This window comes from Xenorhabdus miraniensis, from assembly GCF_002632615.1.
In genome coordinates this window covers 41887-62509 of record NZ_NITZ01000003.1, presented here as the reverse complement: position 1 = coordinate 62509, position 20623 = coordinate 41887, and the positions used below count along the sequence as shown (strand labels likewise).

The window sequence follows — 20623 nt, the reverse complement described above, 5'->3', positions numbered from 1 at the left end:
ATGAGTAATAACGAACAGACCCTGCTTAAATTAAGACAAGCGGTTCTCCAGAAAAAAATTAAAGAACGCATCCAAAATAGTCAGGTTGTGGAAAAAAACCAAATTGTGCCGAGAAAGGCAGATCAGCAGACACTCCCTTTATCTTGGGCACAGCAACGATTGTGGTTTTTGGCACAATTAGATCCGGCAGCGCAGACTGCCTACCATATTCCCGGTGGCCTGCGCCTGCAAGGCCATCTGAATCTGAATGCCCTGCAAGCGGCGCTGGATAGCGTTGTTGCTCGTCATGAGATTTTACGTACCACCATCAAGACGGTAGAAGGGCAAGCGCTGCAAATCATTGGTGAACCAGATAGCGGTTTCACTTTGGTAATGGAAGATCTCAGTCATATACCCACCGCTGAACAGCAAACCATGATCGGGGAAATCACTGAGCGTGAAACCAATCAGCCATTCGACTTTGCACAAGGCCCCCTAATCAGGGGTCGGCTACTGCGACTGGCAGAAAATGAGCATATCCTGCTGTTGACTCAGCATCATATTGTTTCCGATGGCTGGTCGCTCAATATTCTGATACATGAACTTTCCACTCTTTATCACGTATTCAGCAAAGGGCAGGATGATCCTCTGCCAGCCCTGTCTCTCCAGTATGCCGACTATGCCCTGTGGCAACGGCAATGGTTACAGGGAGAGGTGATAGAAAAACAGGTGAATTTCTGGCGTGATGCGTTACGGGGTGCTCCCGCGCTTTTGGAACTGCCCACCGACAGGCCACGCCCGGAAAAACAGAGTTACACAGGTGGACATGTTGATATTATCCTGCCACCGGAATTAAGCGCCGGATTAAGGGCACTGAGTCAGCGTCATGGTACAACGCTATTTATGACTTTGATGGCCGGCTGGGCTGCTTTGCTCTCCCGTCTCAGCGGGCAGACCGATTTAGTGATAGGTACGCCGGTTGCCAACCGGCAACACCGCGAACTCGAGCCGCTAATCGGTTTCTTTGTCAATACATTGGCACTGCGGGTTCAATTAGATGACAACCCAACTATCAGTGAGTTGCTGGCACGGATCAGAAGCCACGCCCTGAAAGCTTATGCCCATCAGGATCTGCCATTTGAACAACTGGTTGAAGCACTGAAGCCGCCGCGCAGTCTCAGCCATAGCCCAATTTTTCAGGTCATGTTGTCAGTGGATAATACGCCAGAGCAGCAGAATATCGAATTGCCGGGTGCCACCATCAGTGAAATTGATGTCACCGAAAACAGCTCGCATTTCGATCTGTCGCTGTCAATGAATGATACTGAAATTGGCTTAGTGGGGGATTTGGAATATTCCAGCGATCTGTTTGATCATGCCAGCGTTGAACGCATCGCCAGTTACCTGCAAACCTTGCTGACTGCGATGGTTAAAGACGATTCGCAACGAGTGGCCAATTTGCCATTATTGCAACCACAGCAACGCACTCAAGTCTTGGCAGATTTCAATGATACGGCTTTCCCGATCCCGCAAACTTTGCTGATCCACCAACTACTTGAGCAACAAGCAGAACGTACTCCTGATATTACCGCATTAGTCTTCGGCGATAGTCAGTTGAGTTATGCAGAATTGAACCGTCATGCCAACCAATTGGCACATCACCTGATTTCTTCAGGGGTACGCCCTGATGACCGCATTGCTATCTGTGCTGATCGCAGTCTGGATATGATCATTGGCATGTACGCGATCCTTAAAGCCGGTGCGGGCTATATCCCACTCGATCCGGAATATCCGGCCGAACGGCTGGCCTATCAATTATCGGACAGCAAGCCTGTATTATTGCTGACTCAACAACATCTACAGGCACGCTTGCCAATACAGGATATCCCTGTCTGGCTGTTGGATGATCAACATAATCGGGATAGCGTGGCGAAACAGCCTGCCCATAATCCTGATGCCGGCCAATTGGGGCTGCAATCCCATCATTTGGCCTATATCATTTACACTTCCGGCTCCACTGGCATGCCTAAAGGCGTGATGCTGGAACATCGCAACGTGGTGAACTTTATCCACGCACAGCAGCAAACCAGTGAACCACAACCGGGGGATCGCATTCTGCAATTTGCCACTGTGGCCTTTGATACCTCGGTGTCTGATATTTTCCCCACCCTTGCATCAGGCGCGACACTGGTTCTGCGTCCACCGCATATCAGAATACCGGATAAAACATTTGTTGCCTTCCTGCGTGAACAGAAAATCACCATCATGGATATGCCCACCGCATTCTGGCATCACTGGGTGCAAGAGATGACAGCGGGCCGCAGTGGTTTCAGCCCTTACCTCCGCACCATTATTGTTGGCGGAGAGAAAGCGGAATATCGTCATTTAATGAACTGGCTATCCAGCCCGGAAACACAGTCCTGCCGTTGGATTAACTCCTACGGCCCGACCGAAACCACGGTTATCGCAACCACTCTGGCCTTAAAGAATCAGGAATTACCTGAACTGGCAGGCGTGGTTCCGATTGGTTATCCATTATCCAATACACGTATTTATATTCTGGATACACAAGGTCAGCCAGTGCCTATCGGTGTCAGTGGCGAAATTCACATTGCCGGCGCAGGGGTTGCCCGTGGTTATCTGAACCGACCCGATTTAACGACAGAGAAATTTGTTGCCGATCCATTCAGCGTCGATCTATTCAAAGAAAAATCTGATGCCCGTATGTATAAAACCGGCGATTTGGGACGCTGGCTGCCAAATGGCATGATTGAATATATGGGGCGTAACGACTTTCAGGTCAAGATCCGCGGTTTTCGTATTGAACTGGGTGAAATTGAAGAACAATTAGCCGCCTGTGAAGGTGTCAGCGATGCCGTGGTCATTGCTCGCGAAGAAGGCATGGGTGATAAACGTCTGGTGGCTTACCTGATCCCACAGACGGGTGCCACACTCAGCCCGGCTAAACTGCGTGAACAACTCAGTTCCCGATTAATGGAGTACATGCTGCCCAGTGCCTTTGTCATGCTGGATGCTTTCCCGATGTCCGCCAATGGCAAGCTAGATCGCAAAGCGTTGCCGGCCCCTGATAGCACCGCTATCGTCAGCCGTGAATACGAAGCACCACAAGGCGAAATTGAACAGAAACTGGCCTCAGTCTGGCAATCTTTGCTAAATCTGGAACAAGTCGGACGTCAGGATAACTTCTTTGAATTGGGCGGGCATTCCCTGTTGGTGGTCAACCTGATTGAACAACTGCGTCAACAAAACCTGTCCCTTGACGTCAGCGCGGTATTCTCTGCACCAACACTGGCCTCCATGAGTGCGCTTATCAGTCAGAATGACAACTTAACCAGCACGGTACAGGATGTGCCACCGAATCTCATCCACGAAGACAGTCTGGCGATTACGCCGGATATGCTGCCTCTGGTGGAATTGACACAAAACCAAATCGACCAGATTGTTGCCCATGTGACCGGCGGCATTCCTAATATTCAGGATATTTACCCATTAGGGCCATTGCAGGAAGGCATTCTGTTCCATCACTTGCTGGAAACAGAAGGCGATCTCTATCTGGATAATCATTTAATTATCTTTGACAGCCGCACACGACTGGATATTTTCCTGCAAGCACTCCAGCAGGTCATTGACCGACACGATATTCTGCGCAGTGCCATGCACTGGAAAGAACTTCTTAAACCAGTACAAGTTGTCTATCGCCGCGCACCGTTGCCCGTTATAGAACTGACATTATCAGCAGAAGAAAGCGCTGAAACACAATTACGCCACCTCACTGATTCCCGTGCAATACGAATGGATATCACCAAAGCGCCATTGCTGGCCGCACACATTGCCGAAGATCCTGCATCCAGTAAATGGATGCTCTCCCTGCTATATCATCATTTGGTTTGTGACCATATATCACTGGATATGATTTTCGGCGAAATACAGTCAATTCTTCTGGGGGACAGCGCCGACCTATCTACGCCACTGCCTTACCGTAATTTTATTGCTCAAATCAGCAAAGTGCCGCTGGAAGCCCATCAAGCTTACTTCCATGAGCAACTGGGTGATGTTGAAGAGCCAACCCTTCCCTTTGGATTGCTGGATGTACAGGGAGGTTATCTCGATGAAATGGTTGAAAATACTTACACATTGGATAGCGAACTGGCTCATAACCTGCGCGACTGTGCCCGCCAATTAGGCATGAGTTCAGCTGTACTGTTCCATGTCGCATGGGCACAAGTTCTGGCACGATGCAGTGGGCGGAATGATGTCGTGTTCGGTACGGTGCTGTTGGGACGTTTACAAGGAGGGGTCGGTGCTTCCGAAGTGCTCGGTATGTTTATCAATACCTTGCCTATCCGCATTAAATTAGGGACGCGTACCGTTCAGCAAGCCGTACAGGAAACTTATCAGCAGCTAAGCACACTGTTAGAACATGAACAGGCACCATTGGCTGTTGCTCAACGTTGTAGTGGCATTCAGGCACCGTTGCCACTGTTTAACAGCCTGCTAAACTTCCGCCATAGTCCGCGTGAAGATGAACAACTTGCTTCACAAGCCTGGGAAGGGATTCAGGAACTGGCGGGAGAAGAACACAGTAACTATCCGCTGTCGCTTGATGTAGATGACTTTGATGACGGATTTGCTTTAACCGCGCAATGCAGCCAGCAAATTAATCCTGCCCGCATCAATGCTTACATGAATACCGCCCTGAAAGGGATTGTCGCCGCCCTGCAACATATCCCTGAGCAGGCAATTGAAACGATCGATATCCTGTCCCTGACAGAGCGTACCCAATTACTGGAAATCTTCAACGATACCGCCATAGCCTATCCGCAAGATATCCTGATTCACCAGTTGTTCGAACAACAAGCAGAGCTGACACCAGATGCCATCGCGTTGGTATTTGGCGAGAGCCAATTGAGTTATGCTGAACTGAATCGGCATGCCAACCAACTGGCACACCAACTGATTGAATCCGGTGTCCGTCCCGACGATCGCGTGGCAATCTGTGCCGATCGCAGTCTGGATATGATCATTGGCATGTACGGTATTCTTAAGGCGGGTGCAGGCTATGTGCCGCTCGATCCAGAATATCCGGCTGAACGGCTGACTTATCAACTGTCAGACAGCAAACCCGCATTATTACTGACTCAACAACATTTACAGGCGCGTTTACCGATACAAAACGTTCCTGTCTGGCTGCTGGATGATCAACATAACCGGGAAAGCGTCGCACAACAGCCTACCCATAACCCTGATGCCAGCCAATTGGGGCTGCAACCGCACCATCTGGCCTATATCATCTATACCTCCGGTTCTACCGGAATGCCTAAAGGCGTGATGCTGGAACACCGCAATGTGGTGAACTTTATCCACGTCCAGCGACAAACCAGCGAACCCAGATTGGGTGATCGTATCCTGCAATTTGCTACCGTGGCATTTGATACGTCGGTGTCTGATATTTTCCCCACCCTCGCCTCAGGTGCGACACTGGTTCTGCGTCCGCCGCATATCAGAATACCGGATAAAACATTTGTTGCCTTCCTGCGTGAACAGAAAATCACCATCATGGATATGCCCACCGCATTCTGGCATCACTGGGTACAAGAGATGATGGCGGGTCGCAGTGGTTTCAGCCCCTATCTTCACACCATCATTGTAGGTGGAGAGAAAGCAGAACATCGCCATTTAGTTGGCTGGTTATCCAGCTCAGAGACACAAACCTGCCGTTGGATAAACTCCTATGGCCCGACTGAAACGACCGTCATTGCCACAACGTTAACGATCGATGATAAACATTCTCCACATGTGACTGACAATATTCCGATTGGTCGCCCACTGCCGAATACCCGTATCTATATTTTAGATACACTCGGCCAGCCAGTGCCCATCGGCGTGAGCGGTGAAATTCATATCGCTGGTGCAGGGGTTGCCCGTGGTTATCTGAATCGGCCAGACCTGACCGCAGAAAAATTTGTTGACGATCCATTCAGTGCCGATCGATTCAATGAACAGGCCAATGCCCGTATGTATAAAACCGGGGACTTAGGGCGCTGGCTGCCAAACGGTATGATTGAATATATGGGACGCAACGATTTTCAGGTCAAGATACGCGGTTTCCGCATTGAACTGGGAGAGATTGAGGCTCAGTTGGCAAACTGTGAAGGCGTCAGCGATGCCATCGTTATCGCCCGTGAAGAAGAAGCAGGTGACAAGCGTCTCATCGCCTATGTGATCCCGCAAACGGGCATCACACTGACCCCCGCCAATCTACGCGAGCAACTGAGTGTCAGCTTGATGGAGTATATGCTCCCGAGTGCCTTTGTCATGCTGGATGCCTTCCCGCTCTCCGCCAACGGTAAATTAGACCGCAAAGCACTGCCGGCGCCTGATCGCACCGCTACCGTCAGCCGTGAGTTTGAAGCACCGCAAGGCGAAATCGAGCAGAAACTGGCGGCGGTCTGGCAATCTTTGCTGGGATTAGAGCAGGTCGGACGCCACGATAACTTCTTTGAACTGGGCGGGCATTCTCTGCTGGTAGTCAGCCTAATCGAACAATTACGCCAGCAAGGGTTATCGATTGATGTCAGCGCCGTCTTCTCCGCCCCTACACTATCTGCCATGAGCGCTCGCTTAAATCAGAATAGTGATCAGGATGCCGATAGACAGGCTATTCCGCCTAATCTGATCCGTGAAGACAGCCAGAGCATTACCCCGGATATGCTACCGCTGGTGGAATTAACTCAGACACAGATCGACCAGATTATTGCCCGCGTACCGGGAGGTGTTGCCAATATCCAGGATATTTATCCGCTTGGGCCATTGCAGGAAGGTATTCTGTTCCATCATTTACGGGAAGAAGAAGGCGATACCTATCTCGAAAACATTCTCATCAACTTTGACAGCCGGACCAGACTGGATAGCTTTTTACATGCACTTCAGCAGGTTATTGATCGGCATGATATTCAACGTAGTGCCTTCCATTGGCAGGAATTACCAATACCTGTGCAGGTTGTCTACCGCCATGCAGCAATGCCGATTACTGAGTTGACGTTATCCGCGGCAGAAAGTGCCGAAACACAATTACAGCGTCTTACCGATCCTGACACAGTCCGTCTGGATATCACCAAAGCCCCATTATTGGCCTCCTATACCGCTAAAGATCCTGTCACCGGGCAATGGTGGCTGAGCTTGTTACATCATCATCTGGTTTGTGATCACCTGTCACTGGAAATCATTTTCGGTGAAATACAGGCATTGCTTTCAGGGGAAACAGACAACCTGCCCGTTCCCGTGCCTTACCGCAATTTTATTGCCGAAACCCGCAAGGTACCGATTGAAATACACAAGGCTTATTTCCAACAATTACTGGGGGATGTAGAAGAGCCTACCCTGCCCTTTGATTTACTTGATGTACAGGGAATCAATCGTGATGGACACGATGAAATAATAGAAGATATCTTCACACTGGATAGCGAACTGGCACAGCAGATCCGTGATTGTGCCCGCCAGCAAGGTATCAGTTCAGCCGTATTGTTCCATGTCGCATGGGCACAAGTGTTGGCACAATGCTGTGGTCGTGATGATGTGGTGTTCGGCACCGTTCTGTTGGGTCGATTGCAGGGAGGCTTGGGCGCTTCTCAGGTACTCGGTATGTTTATCAACACTCTGCCCGTCCGCATTCAGTTGCAGGGACGCACGGTTAAGCAGGCGGTACAGGAAACTTATCAGCGCTTGAGCGAGTTGCTGGATCATGAGCAAACACCATTAGCCATTGCTCAGCGTTGCAGTGGCGTTCAGGCTTCCTTACCACTGTTTAACAGTTTGCTCAATTTCCGTCATAGCCCGCGTGATGACGAGCAATCCAGATCATCGGTATGGGAAGGCATTCAAGAACAGGAAAGTGAAGAGCGTAGTAACTATCCGTTGTCACTGGATGTTGATGATTTTGATGACGGATTCGAACTCACGGCACAATGCAGCCAGCAAGTTAATCCTGTGCGCATTAATGCCTATGTCAACGCCGCACTGAAAGGAATAGTGGCCGCATTACAAAATGCGCCTGAGCAAGCAATCCAATCAATCGATATCCTGCCATTGGCAGAACGCACCCGGTTATTGGCGGATTTTAACGATACTGCGCTGGACTATCCGCAGGATATGTTAATCCACCAATTGTTCGAACAACAGGCAGAACGCACACCGGATGTGGCTGCGCTGGTATTTGGTGACACGCAATTAAGTTATGCCGAATTGAACTGCCGCGCCAACCAATGGGCGCATCAATTAATTGCAGCGGGTGTACGTCCTGATGACCGTATTGCTATCTGTGCTGACCGCAGTCTGGATATGATCATTGGCATGTACGCAATACTCAAGGCGGGTGCCGGCTATGTTCCGCTCGATCCGGAATATCCCGTTGATCGATTGGCCTATCAGTTATCAGACAGTAAGCCTGTATTACTGTTAACCCAGCAACATTTACACGCTCATTTACCAGTACAAGGCTTAAACGTCTGGCTGATGGATAATGCGACCCTGCGGGATAACGTGGCAAAACAGCCTGAACATAATCCTGACATCATCCAATTGGGTCTCAAACCGCATCACCTGGCTTATATCATCTATACATCGGGTTCAACAGGACAACCAAAAGGCGTGATGCTGGAGCACCGTAACGTGGTGAACTTCATCCATGCCCAACACAAGACCAGTGAACCTCAGTCAGGGGATCGCATACTGCAATTTGCGACGGTGGCGTTTGATACCTCAGTCTCTGATATTTTCCCGACCCTTGCCTCTGGCGCAACCTTAGTTCTGCGCCCTGCGCATATCCGTGTACCGGATGCAGAATTTGTCGCTTTACTGAACGACCAACGGATCACCATTATGGATATGCCGACCGCTTTCTGGCACCAATGGGTTCAGGAGATAATGGCGGGACGCAGTGGTTTCGGCCAACATCTGCATACCGTGATTGTCGGCGGTGAAAAAGCAGAACTTCGTCATTTGCTGAATTGGCAGTCAAGACCGGAAACCCAATCGTGCCGTTGGATCAACTCCTATGGTCCGACGGAAACGACAGTTATTGCAACCACATTAAAACTGGATGGTAAACCATCGACGGATATCACCGATAACATCCCAATTGGTTACCCACTGCCCAATACCCGCATTTATATTCTGGATGCACACGGACAACCAGTTCCTCTTGGGGTGAGTGGTGAAATTCACATTGGCGGTGCTGGCGTTGCCCGTGGTTATCTGAACCGTCCCGAACTGACAGCGGAGAAATTTGTTGCCGATCCATTCAGCGATCACCCCAATGCCCGCATGTACAAAACCGGTGATTTGGGACGCTGGCAGCCAAATGGCACGATTGAATATCTGGGACGCAATGACTTTCAGGTCAAGCTGCGGGGTTTTCGTATTGAACTTGGCGAAATAGAAACTCGCTTAGTGCAATGTCAGGGTGTGCTTGAAGCGATTGTCCTTGTCCGTGAAACAGCACCAGATGATAAGCGGCTCGTCGCCTATGTTCTGCCTCAGCCCGGCGTTACACTCGTTCCCGCGGAATTGCGCCAGCAGCTTTCACAGCATCTTGCAGACTATATGCTGCCTGGCGCATTCGTCACCCTTGATGCTTTCCCACTCACATCCAATGGCAAGATCGATCGTAAAGCATTCCCTGCCCCTGACCAATCTGCCATCGTGGCCCGTGGTTATGAAGCCCCTCAGGGGGAAGTGGAAACAGCACTGGCTCAAATTTGGCAAGCGTTGTTGGGATTAGATCGTGTCAGCCGCCATGACCACTTCTTCGAATTAGGTGGGCATTCGTTGCTCATCCTGAAAGCCTGCTCTTTGGCTGTAGAAAAGTTTGCGCTGGAACAGAATATGATGGCACGTCTGATGGCCTTTACAACCATCAAAGATCAAGCTCACGCCATTGAAAACCGTGAGAGTGCTGATGTGGGTTCTATGGTCGCTCTGTCACAGAATACTCAGGCAACACCGCTGTTCTTTGCACCGGGAGCCGGGGGACATGTATTCTACTTACGGGAATTGGCGACAGCATTAGAAGGATCTTATTCGGTTTGGGGTATGCAGTCTCCAGAACTGAATGGTCACAATGCTCCCCTATCGAGCCTCGAAGCTATGGCTAGCGCGATGATCAACGACCTCAGAAAAGTCCAGCCAAATGGCCCTTATTACTTGGGCGGACATTCTTTCGGCGGCTGGCTTGCCTTCGAAATGGCTCAACAACTTGTTCAACAAGGTGAAAGCATTGGCTTACTGGCTTTAGTCGATAGCGAATCTCCTCTTGAGAGCTTAGCGCAACGGGTTGAATCAGAATGGTCTAACAGCCAGTGGATAGCCGAATTCGGTAATGTTCTTGCTTCACTGGAAGGGGCAGAAGAAAACTTCACTGAAGAAGAGTTTCAATCTATGACAGAAGAAGAGCAGATTGATAGTTTGCGGCTTCGTCTGATTGAAGAAGAGCTTTTACCACCTCAACTTGAATCTCGTGAAATAGCCACTTATTTAAGTGTGTACAAGGCTCACTCTTTGATGACTTATCAACCACAAGAACACTATTCAGGGAAAATTAACCTATTTATGGCAGAAGATAACCAAGAACATAAGGAGTCAGGTACTTCTGTCGAGAGTTTTATTGACGGATGGAAGACAGTCCTGACTGGGGAAGTTTCGGCACAGAGTTTATCTGGTGATCACATCACCATCATGCGTCAACCTTTTGTTCAGGAGTTAGCATCAGCTATAGTTAGTGTGGGTAAACGGATGTAGATATAAGTAAACTGCACCGTTGATTATCAATAAGTGGCAGCCAATATGGCTGCCCTATTTACTAAACGGTTCGTTAAAAAACACATTTAAAATAATCGGATTTATTTTTTGTGGATATATTATTTTTACCAATAATCATTATAATTATCTATTCGAGAAATTATTAAAAAATAAATATTTTAGAAATAAAAATCAGAATAAATCCCATTAAATAAAAATACCCTCATTTATTAATTCTATAAAAAGCAAAATTGAATCAATTATTTTTTAAAATCAATATTCAATATAAGAGCCTCCCATTATCTTGACATATAAATATAATTCCTTATTCTAATCCATAATTACCGCAATAAAAATAAGGAAGATATCTATTATGTCTAAAGCTGAACTAACCAACGGTGCTATATTTTATACCCAAAAGAATTACACTGGGAGTTCTTATCAATATCCAGAAAATAGTACAGTAGTAAATTTAGCAGGCACTCCATTAAATGATAAGTTTCTTTCTGTTGAAATTGGTCTGGATTCAATAGTGTTCGCCTGGCGGCACAGCAGTAATAGCGAAGCCGGACAAATTTATCGTGAATGGGATACAAGCCAGGCTGATATCAGTTCTATTCAAGGTTTAACAAAGTTTATTGTATCACCGTCAAACCGTGAATTGTTAACAGTGAAATTGATTAACGAGTCAGGAGACCCTCAAGTATTTAGGGCGAATATCCGAACCTATACAATCCCTGATCCAGTGAATTGTTATTCAAATGGAGGCTATGAAGTGGTTGGCCTCATCCCAAAAGATGGGCAAGAATATGTAACCTCCGTCGCGGTATTTAATGATCAAAATATCCCGGTAACTCATGGAGCCGTTTATTTTAAATATAATGGCACAGATCTTGATATCATTACTCATAATGAAACGAAACCGCGTCATATGCGGTTTGAGAAAGTAAGCAAATATCACTTTAATTTTTATTTGGAAAAAATTACTGATAATCAGTGAAATAAAAAATCACCTACATAACGGGTAATTTTGATATAGCCTCCTAAAAAGGAGGCTTATTGATGATTATTTCATTTCGAGCTGATATTACTCTTCTGATTGTTATATTTAGCAAGCGTCATAATTTACAACAGAAATTTCTTATAGCCACATGCTCTTTGTTTAACAAATTTATCATGAATGATTTTTTTGCATTCAGTGATAAACACCATGTCATTTTACGCGCCACATGAATTAACTCCGTAAATAGCCCTTACGCAGCAATTAAGAATCGTCTGAATATTGCGCTAACCATTAGAATTTTTCATCAGATTTGTAGTTTTATTGTTTTTTATAAAATACAAAACCAAGATAAATGTATTTTATTTATCCTTTCCTGTTTTTATTTATTTTATTTTGATAATATTTATATTCTTGGTTTAACAAACCAATAATTCCTTTTTATTCCCATTTTTATACAAGCCGCTTGAAAAAAATCACATTGAATCATAATGGACCCTCTCAAATTTTATTCATAAATATTTAATAATAATTAATTTTATTGGGTTCAATTATGGCAATAAGAATACCCTATCGTTTTTCCTGCTCCGTTTGGTCCAAGCAATCCCGGATATTCACCGCGATAAACATCTAAAGAAATGCCTTTAAGCGACTGATAATCCTAGTAATATTTTTTGATTAGCTCAAACTCAATCACTTTTTCATTATGTTGAATACCGTGTTGAAGACCAATAGGATTCTCTTTATCTCACTTAATGAGAGTTTTTTCTTTCACTGTTAGTCCGATGATGAACGGATTAACAGTGAAAAGTGTGGCTGAAATATGGCTTAAATCATTTTCCTATTGTGTGAAAGATTCATTGGCTAAAACAAAAGCGTCAGCATCTTTCAGGAATGGAAAATGTTCCCGCACTTCCCGCACATGAGAAAGAGAAATTGGTACAGTTTTCACGACCTCATCATTTATTTCGTGTAACAGGATGTCACCCATGGGGTCAATCAGCATCGTGTGGCCGTCATATTCCAATTGATTGCCATCTTGCCCCACCCAGTTCACGCCTATCACATAACTTTGGTTTTCAATGGCACGAGCCTGAAGCAAACTACGCCAGTGAGTCGAACGCCTGGCAGGCCAGTTGGCAATGTAGATCGCCGCGTCATAGTGACCACTGACATTACGTGACCAAACAGGGAAACGCAGCTCGTAACAAATGAACGTTGCTATTTTCCATCCTTTAAAGTCAACGACTAGCGGCGCATTGCCTGCTGTATATTCGTGATCTTCCTGCGCATAGGAAAAAAGGTGTTTTTTGTCATAATGCGCGATGGAGCCATCAGCATTCACCCACAGCAATCGGTTATAAAAACGCTGGTTTTCTGTGATGATCATGCTGCCGACAATCGCACAGGCTTTTTTGGCCGCCATCGCTTTCATCCACTGGACACTCGGCCCATCCATCGTCTCGGCAAGATTCTGCGGCTTCATACTGAAACCTGTAGTAAACATCTCCGGCAGAACAATCAGATCACTGTCTGTGATTTTTTCAATGTGCTGTTCAATGTGTTCACGGTTTTGTGCTGCGCTTTCCCAAAACAAATCGGTTTGAACTAATGTTACTTTGAGATTTTGTTCAATCATTTCAAACTCCAATTACACATGTTTCTGCCATGATTTATTTTTTCTATTCTCATCATCAACTGACATTACAAATCAGCATCAAACAGTTGTTCCAGATAACTACTCCGTGGCGAAGCTTCCCTCCCGTATTTCAGCCTGTTCTCCTTGCTGTTGCGGAGCCGGAATGAATTCAAATTCGATCAGGTAATTGAAATAGAGGGAAAACAGTTCATAGTTGGATTCAGTACACTTAATACCACTTCCATTGAGTAAGTCTGTTGTCAACTGAGTAGCATATTTCGCTCTTTCGCTGACGACACCTTCACGATAAAACGCACCTAATATATCGGTAAAAACTGAGCGATAAGGTTTCCCATGACGATATATACGGTTTTGTGACAGCGCTTTCAGGTACTCGGTGTTATCAATATGTTGGATGCGATAGCCAAATGCACGCAGATAAGACACGATTTGATTATAGGTAGTCGGATTCGGATTGGTCAGGTTTAAGGTTTTATGGTCAAACAGTTGGATATTGAAAATGGCATACAGCGATGCTTTCGCCACATAATCCACAGGACTAATATCAAAATCCTCATCTGAATTAATGGTAAAGCCCGTTTCCACCAGTGATTTGATTATTTCGTAATACAGACCTTTAACCTTGGTTTGATATAATGGGTAGCCTCCATTACAACTATCTCCCCAGATATTACCGGGACGCACGATAACCCATTTCAACCCTTGTTTACCAGCACTGTGAACTGCTTTTTCAGATTCAAATTTAGTCCGTTCGTAATCCATGTCTCTGAATCGCTGCCCAACATCCAGATCCGTTTCATGTAAGACGAAACCGTCTTGGAACAGGCGGTCTCCAATCATGCTGAAACTGGAAGTGTAGAGTAACGGTATGTCACCCTGAAGACAGAATTCGATGATGTTGTGTGTACCCTGTACGTTAACAGGCGCAAGTGTACCGTAAGAAGCGAGAAGTTTGACATTGGCGGCACAGTGGACAACCCGGTCAGTTTTCTCTATCAACTCATGGTAAATTTCTTTTGTCAGCCCAAGACGTTTTTTTGAAACATCACCCAAAACCGGAATAATCCGGTGGGTAAAAAGATGACTCTTTTTTTCCTGATCATAAACGAACAGGATATTTTTTATACGTGATAATGCCTGTTGTTCATCTGCTTCCCGCATCAGGCAATATATGTTAGCTCCGGTTGTGGTCAGCATTTCAAGGAGGATGCGTCCTCCCAACACACCTGTTGCTCCTGTCAGCAATATGTTCCTGATATCCTTGTTGCCAGAATTAAGCATACTTATCTCCTGTGTAACATCTCTCCTGTGTAGCATCATCAAATCAGACGGCAAACAGCCTGATACTTTCAGAGTTCCCAATTCGTTTATATCGTTCGCGCATTCCCCCATCCAACAGGATCACAGTGGAGTTCAGAACCGCCAAAATTATAGTGTGTGCCACCCGGCAGTACTTCCCGGCATTGTTTGTAAAAATCTTTTGCATTATCCAATATTAATTTTATTAAAGCATTCATGGGTTCTTTATTCCTCGCCTGTGATTTTTGAGATGACACTAGGTCAACTGGTTCCTGATTAAGCGTATTTGGCAGAGAAATTTCCATATCATTAAATATTCCCTTACCAATCGATGTTGCTGTATCAGTAACTATTTTTTTACTCATGGGTAAGTTAAACGTTTGGCTTGTCCAAGAACAACACTAATAAAGTAAGGGCAACTATCGAAATTGCCTGCTTTTTTGCTACCCTTACCGAAAAAGAAACCTGAAATTCTCTATATACTTACTACCTAGTTTTTATTTCAATTTTTAAAAAAATCCCCTTAAAAAATAGCTTAAGTTTAATTATCTTCTTCAATTTAATTTTTAGGCATTAATTAAAATAACGTTTCATAACACTCATATAGTTTAAAATAATAAGCCCCTTTTAAAGGGGCTTATTAGAAATACATAATGAAAACGATTACAGCATTAATATTCCATCTGATTATTGCGCGCTAACCACAAGGAAAGCGCTTTCAGTGAATCTGGTGTGAACTCATCACAACGAGCCGTGATTTCTTCCGGTGTTAGCCAATAAACAGCCGTGACCTCTTCTTCCTGTAGTGCAAACGGCCCGTGGCTGACGCAACTGAACAAACCGCCCCATATACGACAGATATCTTCTTCATAGTAAAAAACACCATGTTCAGCAAATGGAACACCCGCAATCCCCAGCTCTTCTTCCGCTTCTCGACGGGCAGAATCGAGCAAATTTTCTCCTGTTATAACAACACCGCCTGCCGTTGCATCCAATTTTCCCGGATAAAAATCTTTCGTCTCTGTACGATGCTGAACCAAAATTTTGCCCATACCATTATGTACAACGATATAGGTAGCACGATGCCTCAAGTTTTGCGCTCTCATCTGATGACGAGTCGCCTGCGCAATCACTTCATTGTCTTCATTGACAATGTCAATCCATTCAATACTTGCTGATTTTTCTTGCGCCATCCGAAGAACCTTTAGTAAATGATTTGTATGCCAGTTTTTTGCTGTGATGCCCCGATTAAGGGGGACTAAAACAGATAAGGGTTACCATAATTGGTTAACATAAATCCACAACACGGATATAAGAAATTTGTAACATGTCACAGATAAATAATGTTAGTGTAACGCCACTATACTTATTTGAAAGTTATTATTACTGGAGGTTATATGATAGATCTGTATTATGCTCCAACCCCTAATGGCTATAAAATCACTCTATTTCTTGAAGAAGTCGGCTTACCTTACACTATTCATCCCATCAATATCAGTGCTGGCGAACAATTCAAGCCTGAATTCCTTGCCATTGCACCCAATAATAAAATTCCGGCTATTGTTGACCATCAACCTGTCGATGGGGGTGAACCTATCTCCCTCTTCGAATCAGGTGCCATTTTACTTTATTTAGCAAACAAAACAGGTCAGTTGTTAAGCAAAGATTTACGCGAACGCACTGAACAATTGCAATGGCTGTTCTGGCAAGTGGCCGGTTTTGGCCCGATGTTAGGGCAAAATCACCATTTCAATCGCTATGCTCCTGAAGTGGTTCCTTATGCCATTAAACGCTACGTGGAAGAGTCACAACGTTTATACAAGGTACTCAATACCCAACTGGAAAAAACAGACTATCTGGGTGGAAACGAATACAGCATTGCAGATATTGCCACTTATCCATGGGCTCAATGCCATGAGTCTCAAAAAATTAATTTGCAAGATTATCCTGCTGTTGAGAAATGGCTCGATAAGATTAAACAGCGCCCTGCGACAATAACTGCTTATAATGATGCTTAAATGTAACTCATGCAAATAATTTAGTTATCGGCAAAATTTTTCACCATAAAACTTGATGCTGGTAACAGATAACAGCATATTTCGCTGCCATGTAAGCCATCCCTTGCTATAGTCAACAATCGACTATCTATTTCCTCACAGGGGGTGGCTATGCGTATCTTACTTACAGGGGGAACAGGATTAATTGGTCATCATTTGACCTGTCTATTACTTTCTCTCTCTCACTCCATTACTATTTTGAGCCGTTCACCACAAAAGGTCTATTCTCTGTTTTCCGATCGCGTTGAATGCTGGACAACGCTGGATGACCGGAGTGATCTCAATGATTTTGATGCCGTTATTAATCTTGCTGGCGAACCTATTGTAAATAAGCGCTGGACGCCAAAGCAAAAAACAATCCTTTGTCAAAGTCGATGGCAACTGACTGAACGGTTGAGTAAATTGATCAACGCCAGTGAGTCTCCCCCATCGGTGTTCATTTCCGGCTCAGCGATTGGCTATTATGGCAATCAGGGGCAATCCGTTGTGACTGAAAATGATCCGCCTCACGATGAATTTGCCCATCAACTTTGTGAACGTTGGGAGCAGCTTGCCTTACAAGCTAAAAGTGAAAAAACCCGTGTTTGCCTGCTACGCACTGGTATTGTATTAGCCAAAAAAGGGGGAGCGCTGCAAAAAATGCTGCCAATGTTCCGACTGGGCTTAGGGGGAGCAATCGGTAATGGCAAGCAGTATATGCCGTGGATACATATTGATGATATGGTTAATGGTATTTACTATCTGCTGGTGTCGCCTGAATTAAGCGGTCCCTTTAATATGACATCGCCCTACCCTATTCATAATGAACAATTCAGTGCCATATTGGCGAAAGTTTTACACCGTCCCTCTTTCGTCCGCATTCCTGCATTTGTATTAAAAGCGATGATGGGGGAAGCAGCAGAATTAGTTTTAGGTGGGCAACAAGCCATTCCGAAAAATTTGGAAGAAGCCGGATTTGGCTTTCGCTATTTCCGGCTGGAGGAAGCCTTGCAGGATATATTAAAGGCAGATGATAGTGTCTACTAAGTTTGTGTACTATGCCCTTTATCTTTCAAGCTGCTGTTTTATTAGCTGTAACTTGAAATCTATTGGGTATAGCTCCCAGCAGGTTTAGCTCCCTGCCAACGGTTAAATAGATCTTCCGGTAAATCAATATCAAACTGATCAAGTACACGGTTAACAGTCTGGTCAATGATATCCTGAATATGCTCAGGACGGTGATAAAACGCAGGAACAGGTGGCATTATCACCGCCCCGATTTCAGCCGCCTGAGTCATTAGCCTCAAATGCCCTAAGTGCAAAGGCGTTTCCCTCACTCCCAGCACCAATTTGCGGCCTTCTTTCAAAACAACATCTGCCGCACGGGTAATTAAACCCTCGGTATAGCTATGCACAATACCAGATAAGGTCTTTATGGAGCATGGCAGAATCACCATGCCCAATGTTTTAAATGACCCCGAGGAAATGGAGGCGGCAATATCACGATTATCATGTACCACATCTGCCAGAGCTTGCACATCACGCAAGGTATAATCCGTTTCCAATGCCAATGTCTGCCGGGCTGATTGGCTGATGACCAAGTGCGTTTCAATGCCTTCTACTGGCTGCAAAACTTGCAGTAATCTGACACCGTAAATCGCACCGCTTGCCCCGGTCAGCCCGACAATCAATTTTTTCATTTTTTCCTCTGAGGTTCTGGCTATAACCTGATGATAATAACAATATTATCCTTCATTATATATTTCCAGATTCTCTATTTCGCTCTGCCCAAGCACTTTCATGGCATCATCTTTACGCAGGTTTTCCAGATAATCGAGGTAAGTCTGATCAATGTCTTTCGTCACATAGATACCATCAAATACAGAGCATTCGAATTTTTCAATATCTGGGTTTTCTTCCCGTACCGCCTGAATAAGATCTTGGAGATCCTGATATATCAGGGCATCAGCACCAATGATCTGGCGAATTTCATCCACTTCTCGCCCATGGGCAATCAGCTCATTGGCATTCGGCATGTCAATACCATAAACATTCGGGAAACGAACTTCCGGCGCTGCCGAAGCAAAATAAACTTTCTTAGCTCCCGCTTCACGTGCCAATTCAACAATCTGCTCTGAAGTTGTCCCGCGCACGATGGAGTCGTCCACCAACAAGACATTTTTACCACGGAATTCAGCGCGGTTAGCATTGAGTTTCCGACGAACTGATTTACGACGTTCATTCTGACCGGGCATAATAAAAGTACGCCCGACATAACGATTTTTAACAAATCCCTGACGATAGGGTTTATTTAAAATGTGAGCAATTTCCAGCGCAACGTCACAAGATGTTTCCGGAACCGGAATAACCACGTCAATATGCAAGTCTTCCCATTCACGGGAAATTTTTTCGCCTAACTTCTTGCCCATCCGTAACCGTGCGTTATATACCGAAATCTTATCAATAAAGGAATCAGGGCGGGCAAGATAAACAAACTCGAACAAGCAAGGTGTCAGTGACGGATTTTCAGCACACTGGCGAGTGAATAATTGCCCGTTTTCGGTAATATAAATCGCTTCGCCGGAAGCCACATCACGCAGGAATTCAAAGCCCAAGGTATCCAGTGCCACGCTTTCTGATGCCACCATATATTCATTGCGGCCATCTTCCAGTGTACGTTTCCCCAACACCAGAGGACGGATACCATGCGGATCACGGAAAGCCACTAATCCATGCCCGATAATCATGGCAACACAAGCATAAGCACCGCGAACTTTCCTGTGCATTTCCGCGACGGCTGCAAAAATGTTGTCAGGCTCTAATGGGAAATTCGGGAATTGCGTTAATTCATTGGCAAAGATATTTAGCAGAATTTCAGAATCTGAGGTGGTGTTGACATGACGGCGGGCATTTTCAAACAACATTTTTTTCAATTTATGGGCGTTTGTCAGATTGCCGTTATGCGCCAACGTGATACCAAAAGGAGAGTTCACATAAAAAGGCTGTGCTTCAGAAGCACTGGAACTTCCTGCTGTTGGGTAACGGACATGTCCGATCCCAATCGTTCCCTGCAAACGTAACATGTGTCGTGTTTCAAACACATCCTTGACCAAACCATTGGCCTTACGTAAACGGAATTCATTGTTACTATCAATAGTCGCAATGCCTGCTGCATCTTGTCCACGGTGCTGAAGCACCGTCAAAGCATCATAAATCGACTGGTTAACCGGTGTAAAACCGACGATACCGACAATACCGCACATGTAGTCTTTCCTCATCAGCCAAGCGGAGAGGATTATCTCTCCGGCAGGAAACTCGACGCATTTTGCAGGTAGTCAAAAAACCACCTGATGATTTGACTGAACTGCGGGATCAATTGTGACTGTTGCCAGTCCTGACTTTTAGGCAGTGGCGTGAAAGAATCTGCAACAAACAAAATGGCAGATACAATCAATACCCCGCGCAATGCCCCAAAACAGATCCCCAGAACCCGATCAGTACCTGACAGGCCAGTTCGCTGAACCAATGAACCAATAACATAGTTCACTACTGCGCCAACAATCAGTGTTGCAATAAATAAAATAGCAATCGCTATGCCATTACGTACCAGCTCATCTTCAAGGCGGGTAAAATACGCCGCCAGATAAGTATAGAAGTGGCTCGCAACAAAGAAAGCACAACCCCAAGTTATCAGGGAAAGCGCCTCACGAACAAACCCTCGGATCAGGCTAACCAGTGCCGAAAAACCAATAATGGCAATAATCGTATAATCAATCCAGACCATATTTTAATCCAAAAATAGGCTCCCGACGTTCAGGTCGGGCGCATTCTAAC

The 20623-nt window shown here is 45.5% G+C and carries 11 protein-coding genes and 1 pseudogene; 4 read left to right on the top strand and 8 right to left on the bottom strand.

Going from position 1 to position 20623, the window contains the following annotated elements; genetic code table 11:
* The gene (locus tag Xmir_RS03865) at window positions 1–10794 is read left to right on the top strand and encodes a non-ribosomal peptide synthetase (RefSeq protein WP_099113122.1); all 10794 of its coding nucleotides are present in this window, start codon (window positions 1–3) and stop codon (window positions 10792–10794) included.
* Window positions 10795–11167: 373 nt separating this feature from the next.
* On the top strand, window positions 11168–11794 hold the full coding sequence (locus tag Xmir_RS03860) for a beta/gamma crystallin domain-containing protein (protein WP_099113121.1): 627 nt from the start codon (window positions 11168–11170) through the stop codon (window positions 11792–11794).
* Window positions 11795–12362: 568 nt separating this feature from the next.
* On the opposite strand, the pseudogene Xmir_RS33285 reads toward Xmir_RS03860, so the two are convergent.
* The 5 genes and pseudogenes from Xmir_RS33285 to yfcD form a co-directional block, all read right to left on the bottom strand.
* Window positions 12363–12491: pseudogene (locus Xmir_RS33285) on the bottom strand (ATP-binding cassette domain-containing protein); the annotation flags it as partial.
* Between the two features lie 144 nt (window positions 12492–12635).
* Complete coding sequence (locus Xmir_RS03850; protein ID WP_099113120.1) at window positions 12636–13433, bottom strand: amidohydrolase; 798 nt, start codon at window positions 13431–13433, stop codon at window positions 12636–12638.
* 99 nt (window positions 13434–13532) lie between these two features.
* On the bottom strand, window positions 13533–14735 hold the full coding sequence (locus Xmir_RS03845) for an SDR family oxidoreductase (protein WP_244170847.1): 1203 nt from the start codon (window positions 14733–14735) through the stop codon (window positions 13533–13535).
* Between the two features lie 86 nt (window positions 14736–14821).
* Window positions 14822–15118 carry a hypothetical protein gene (locus Xmir_RS03840; protein WP_145956862.1) on the bottom strand — a complete coding sequence of 99 codons (297 nt, stop codon included), beginning with the start codon at window positions 15116–15118 and terminating at the stop codon, window positions 14822–14824.
* Between the two features lie 306 nt (window positions 15119–15424).
* Window positions 15425–15946 carry an NUDIX hydrolase YfcD gene (gene yfcD, locus Xmir_RS03835; RefSeq protein ID WP_099113118.1) on the bottom strand — a complete coding sequence of 174 codons (522 nt, stop codon included), beginning with the start codon at window positions 15944–15946 and terminating at the stop codon, window positions 15425–15427.
* Window positions 15947–16150: 204 nt separating this feature from the next.
* Here yfcD and Xmir_RS03830 point away from each other — a divergent pair, with 204 nt between their 5' ends.
* Both Xmir_RS03830 and Xmir_RS03825 read left to right on the top strand, forming a co-directional pair.
* The gene (locus Xmir_RS03830; RefSeq protein ID WP_099113117.1) at window positions 16151–16771 is read left to right on the top strand and encodes a glutathione binding-like protein; all 621 of its coding nucleotides are present in this window, start codon (window positions 16151–16153) and stop codon (window positions 16769–16771) included.
* A 150-nt stretch (window positions 16772–16921) separates the two neighbouring features.
* Window positions 16922–17836: a TIGR01777 family oxidoreductase gene (locus Xmir_RS03825; protein ID WP_099113116.1), complete on the top strand. Its 915-nt coding sequence runs from the start codon at window positions 16922–16924 to the stop codon at window positions 17834–17836.
* A gap of 59 nt (window positions 17837–17895) precedes the next feature.
* Here Xmir_RS03825 and Xmir_RS03820 read toward each other — a convergent pair whose 3' ends face one another.
* The 3 genes from Xmir_RS03820 to cvpA are packed head-to-tail and all read right to left on the bottom strand — an operon-like array spanning window position 17896 to window position 20573.
* Complete coding sequence (locus Xmir_RS03820) at window positions 17896–18489, bottom strand: UbiX family flavin prenyltransferase (RefSeq protein ID WP_099113115.1); 594 nt, start codon at window positions 18487–18489, stop codon at window positions 17896–17898.
* A 45-nt stretch (window positions 18490–18534) separates the two neighbouring features.
* The gene (gene purF, locus Xmir_RS03815; protein ID WP_099113114.1) at window positions 18535–20052 is read right to left on the bottom strand and encodes an amidophosphoribosyltransferase; all 1518 of its coding nucleotides are present in this window, start codon (window positions 20050–20052) and stop codon (window positions 18535–18537) included.
* A gap of 32 nt (window positions 20053–20084) precedes the next feature.
* Window positions 20085–20573, bottom strand: a complete 489-nt coding sequence (gene cvpA / locus Xmir_RS03810) for a colicin V production protein (RefSeq protein WP_047963419.1) — start codon at window positions 20571–20573, stop codon at window positions 20085–20087.
* Between the last annotated feature and the right edge of the window lie 50 nt (window positions 20574–20623).

What these genes read in the sequence shown, in the direction of transcription:
- Xmir_RS03865 (WP_099113122.1), top strand. Translation starts at nt 1, where the DNA reads ATGAGTAATAACGAACAGACCCTGCTTAAATTAAGACAAGCGGTTCTC.
- Xmir_RS03860 (WP_099113121.1), top strand. Translation starts at nt 11,168, where the DNA reads ATGTCTAAAGCTGAACTAACCAACGGTGCTATATTTTATACCCAAAAG.
- Xmir_RS03850 (WP_099113120.1), bottom strand. Translation starts at nt 13,433, where the DNA reads ATGATTGAACAAAATCTCAAAGTAACATTAGTTCAAACCGATTTGTTT.
- Xmir_RS03845 (WP_244170847.1), bottom strand. Translation starts at nt 14,735, where the DNA reads ATGCTTAATTCTGGCAACAAGGATATCAGGAACATATTGCTGACAGGA.
- Xmir_RS03840 (WP_145956862.1), bottom strand. Translation starts at nt 15,118, where the DNA reads ATGAGTAAAAAAATAGTTACTGATACAGCAACATCGATTGGTAAGGGA.
- yfcD (WP_099113118.1), bottom strand. Translation starts at nt 15,946, where the DNA reads ATGGCGCAAGAAAAATCAGCAAGTATTGAATGGATTGACATTGTCAAT.
- Xmir_RS03830 (WP_099113117.1), top strand. Translation starts at nt 16,151, where the DNA reads ATGATAGATCTGTATTATGCTCCAACCCCTAATGGCTATAAAATCACT.
- Xmir_RS03825 (WP_099113116.1), top strand. Translation starts at nt 16,922, where the DNA reads ATGCGTATCTTACTTACAGGGGGAACAGGATTAATTGGTCATCATTTG.
- Xmir_RS03820 (WP_099113115.1), bottom strand. Translation starts at nt 18,489, where the DNA reads ATGAAAAAATTGATTGTCGGGCTGACCGGGGCAAGCGGTGCGATTTAC.
- purF (WP_099113114.1), bottom strand. Translation starts at nt 20,052, where the DNA reads ATGTGCGGTATTGTCGGTATCGTCGGTTTTACACCGGTTAACCAGTCG.
- cvpA (WP_047963419.1), bottom strand. Translation starts at nt 20,573, where the DNA reads ATGGTCTGGATTGATTATACGATTATTGCCATTATTGGTTTTTCGGCA.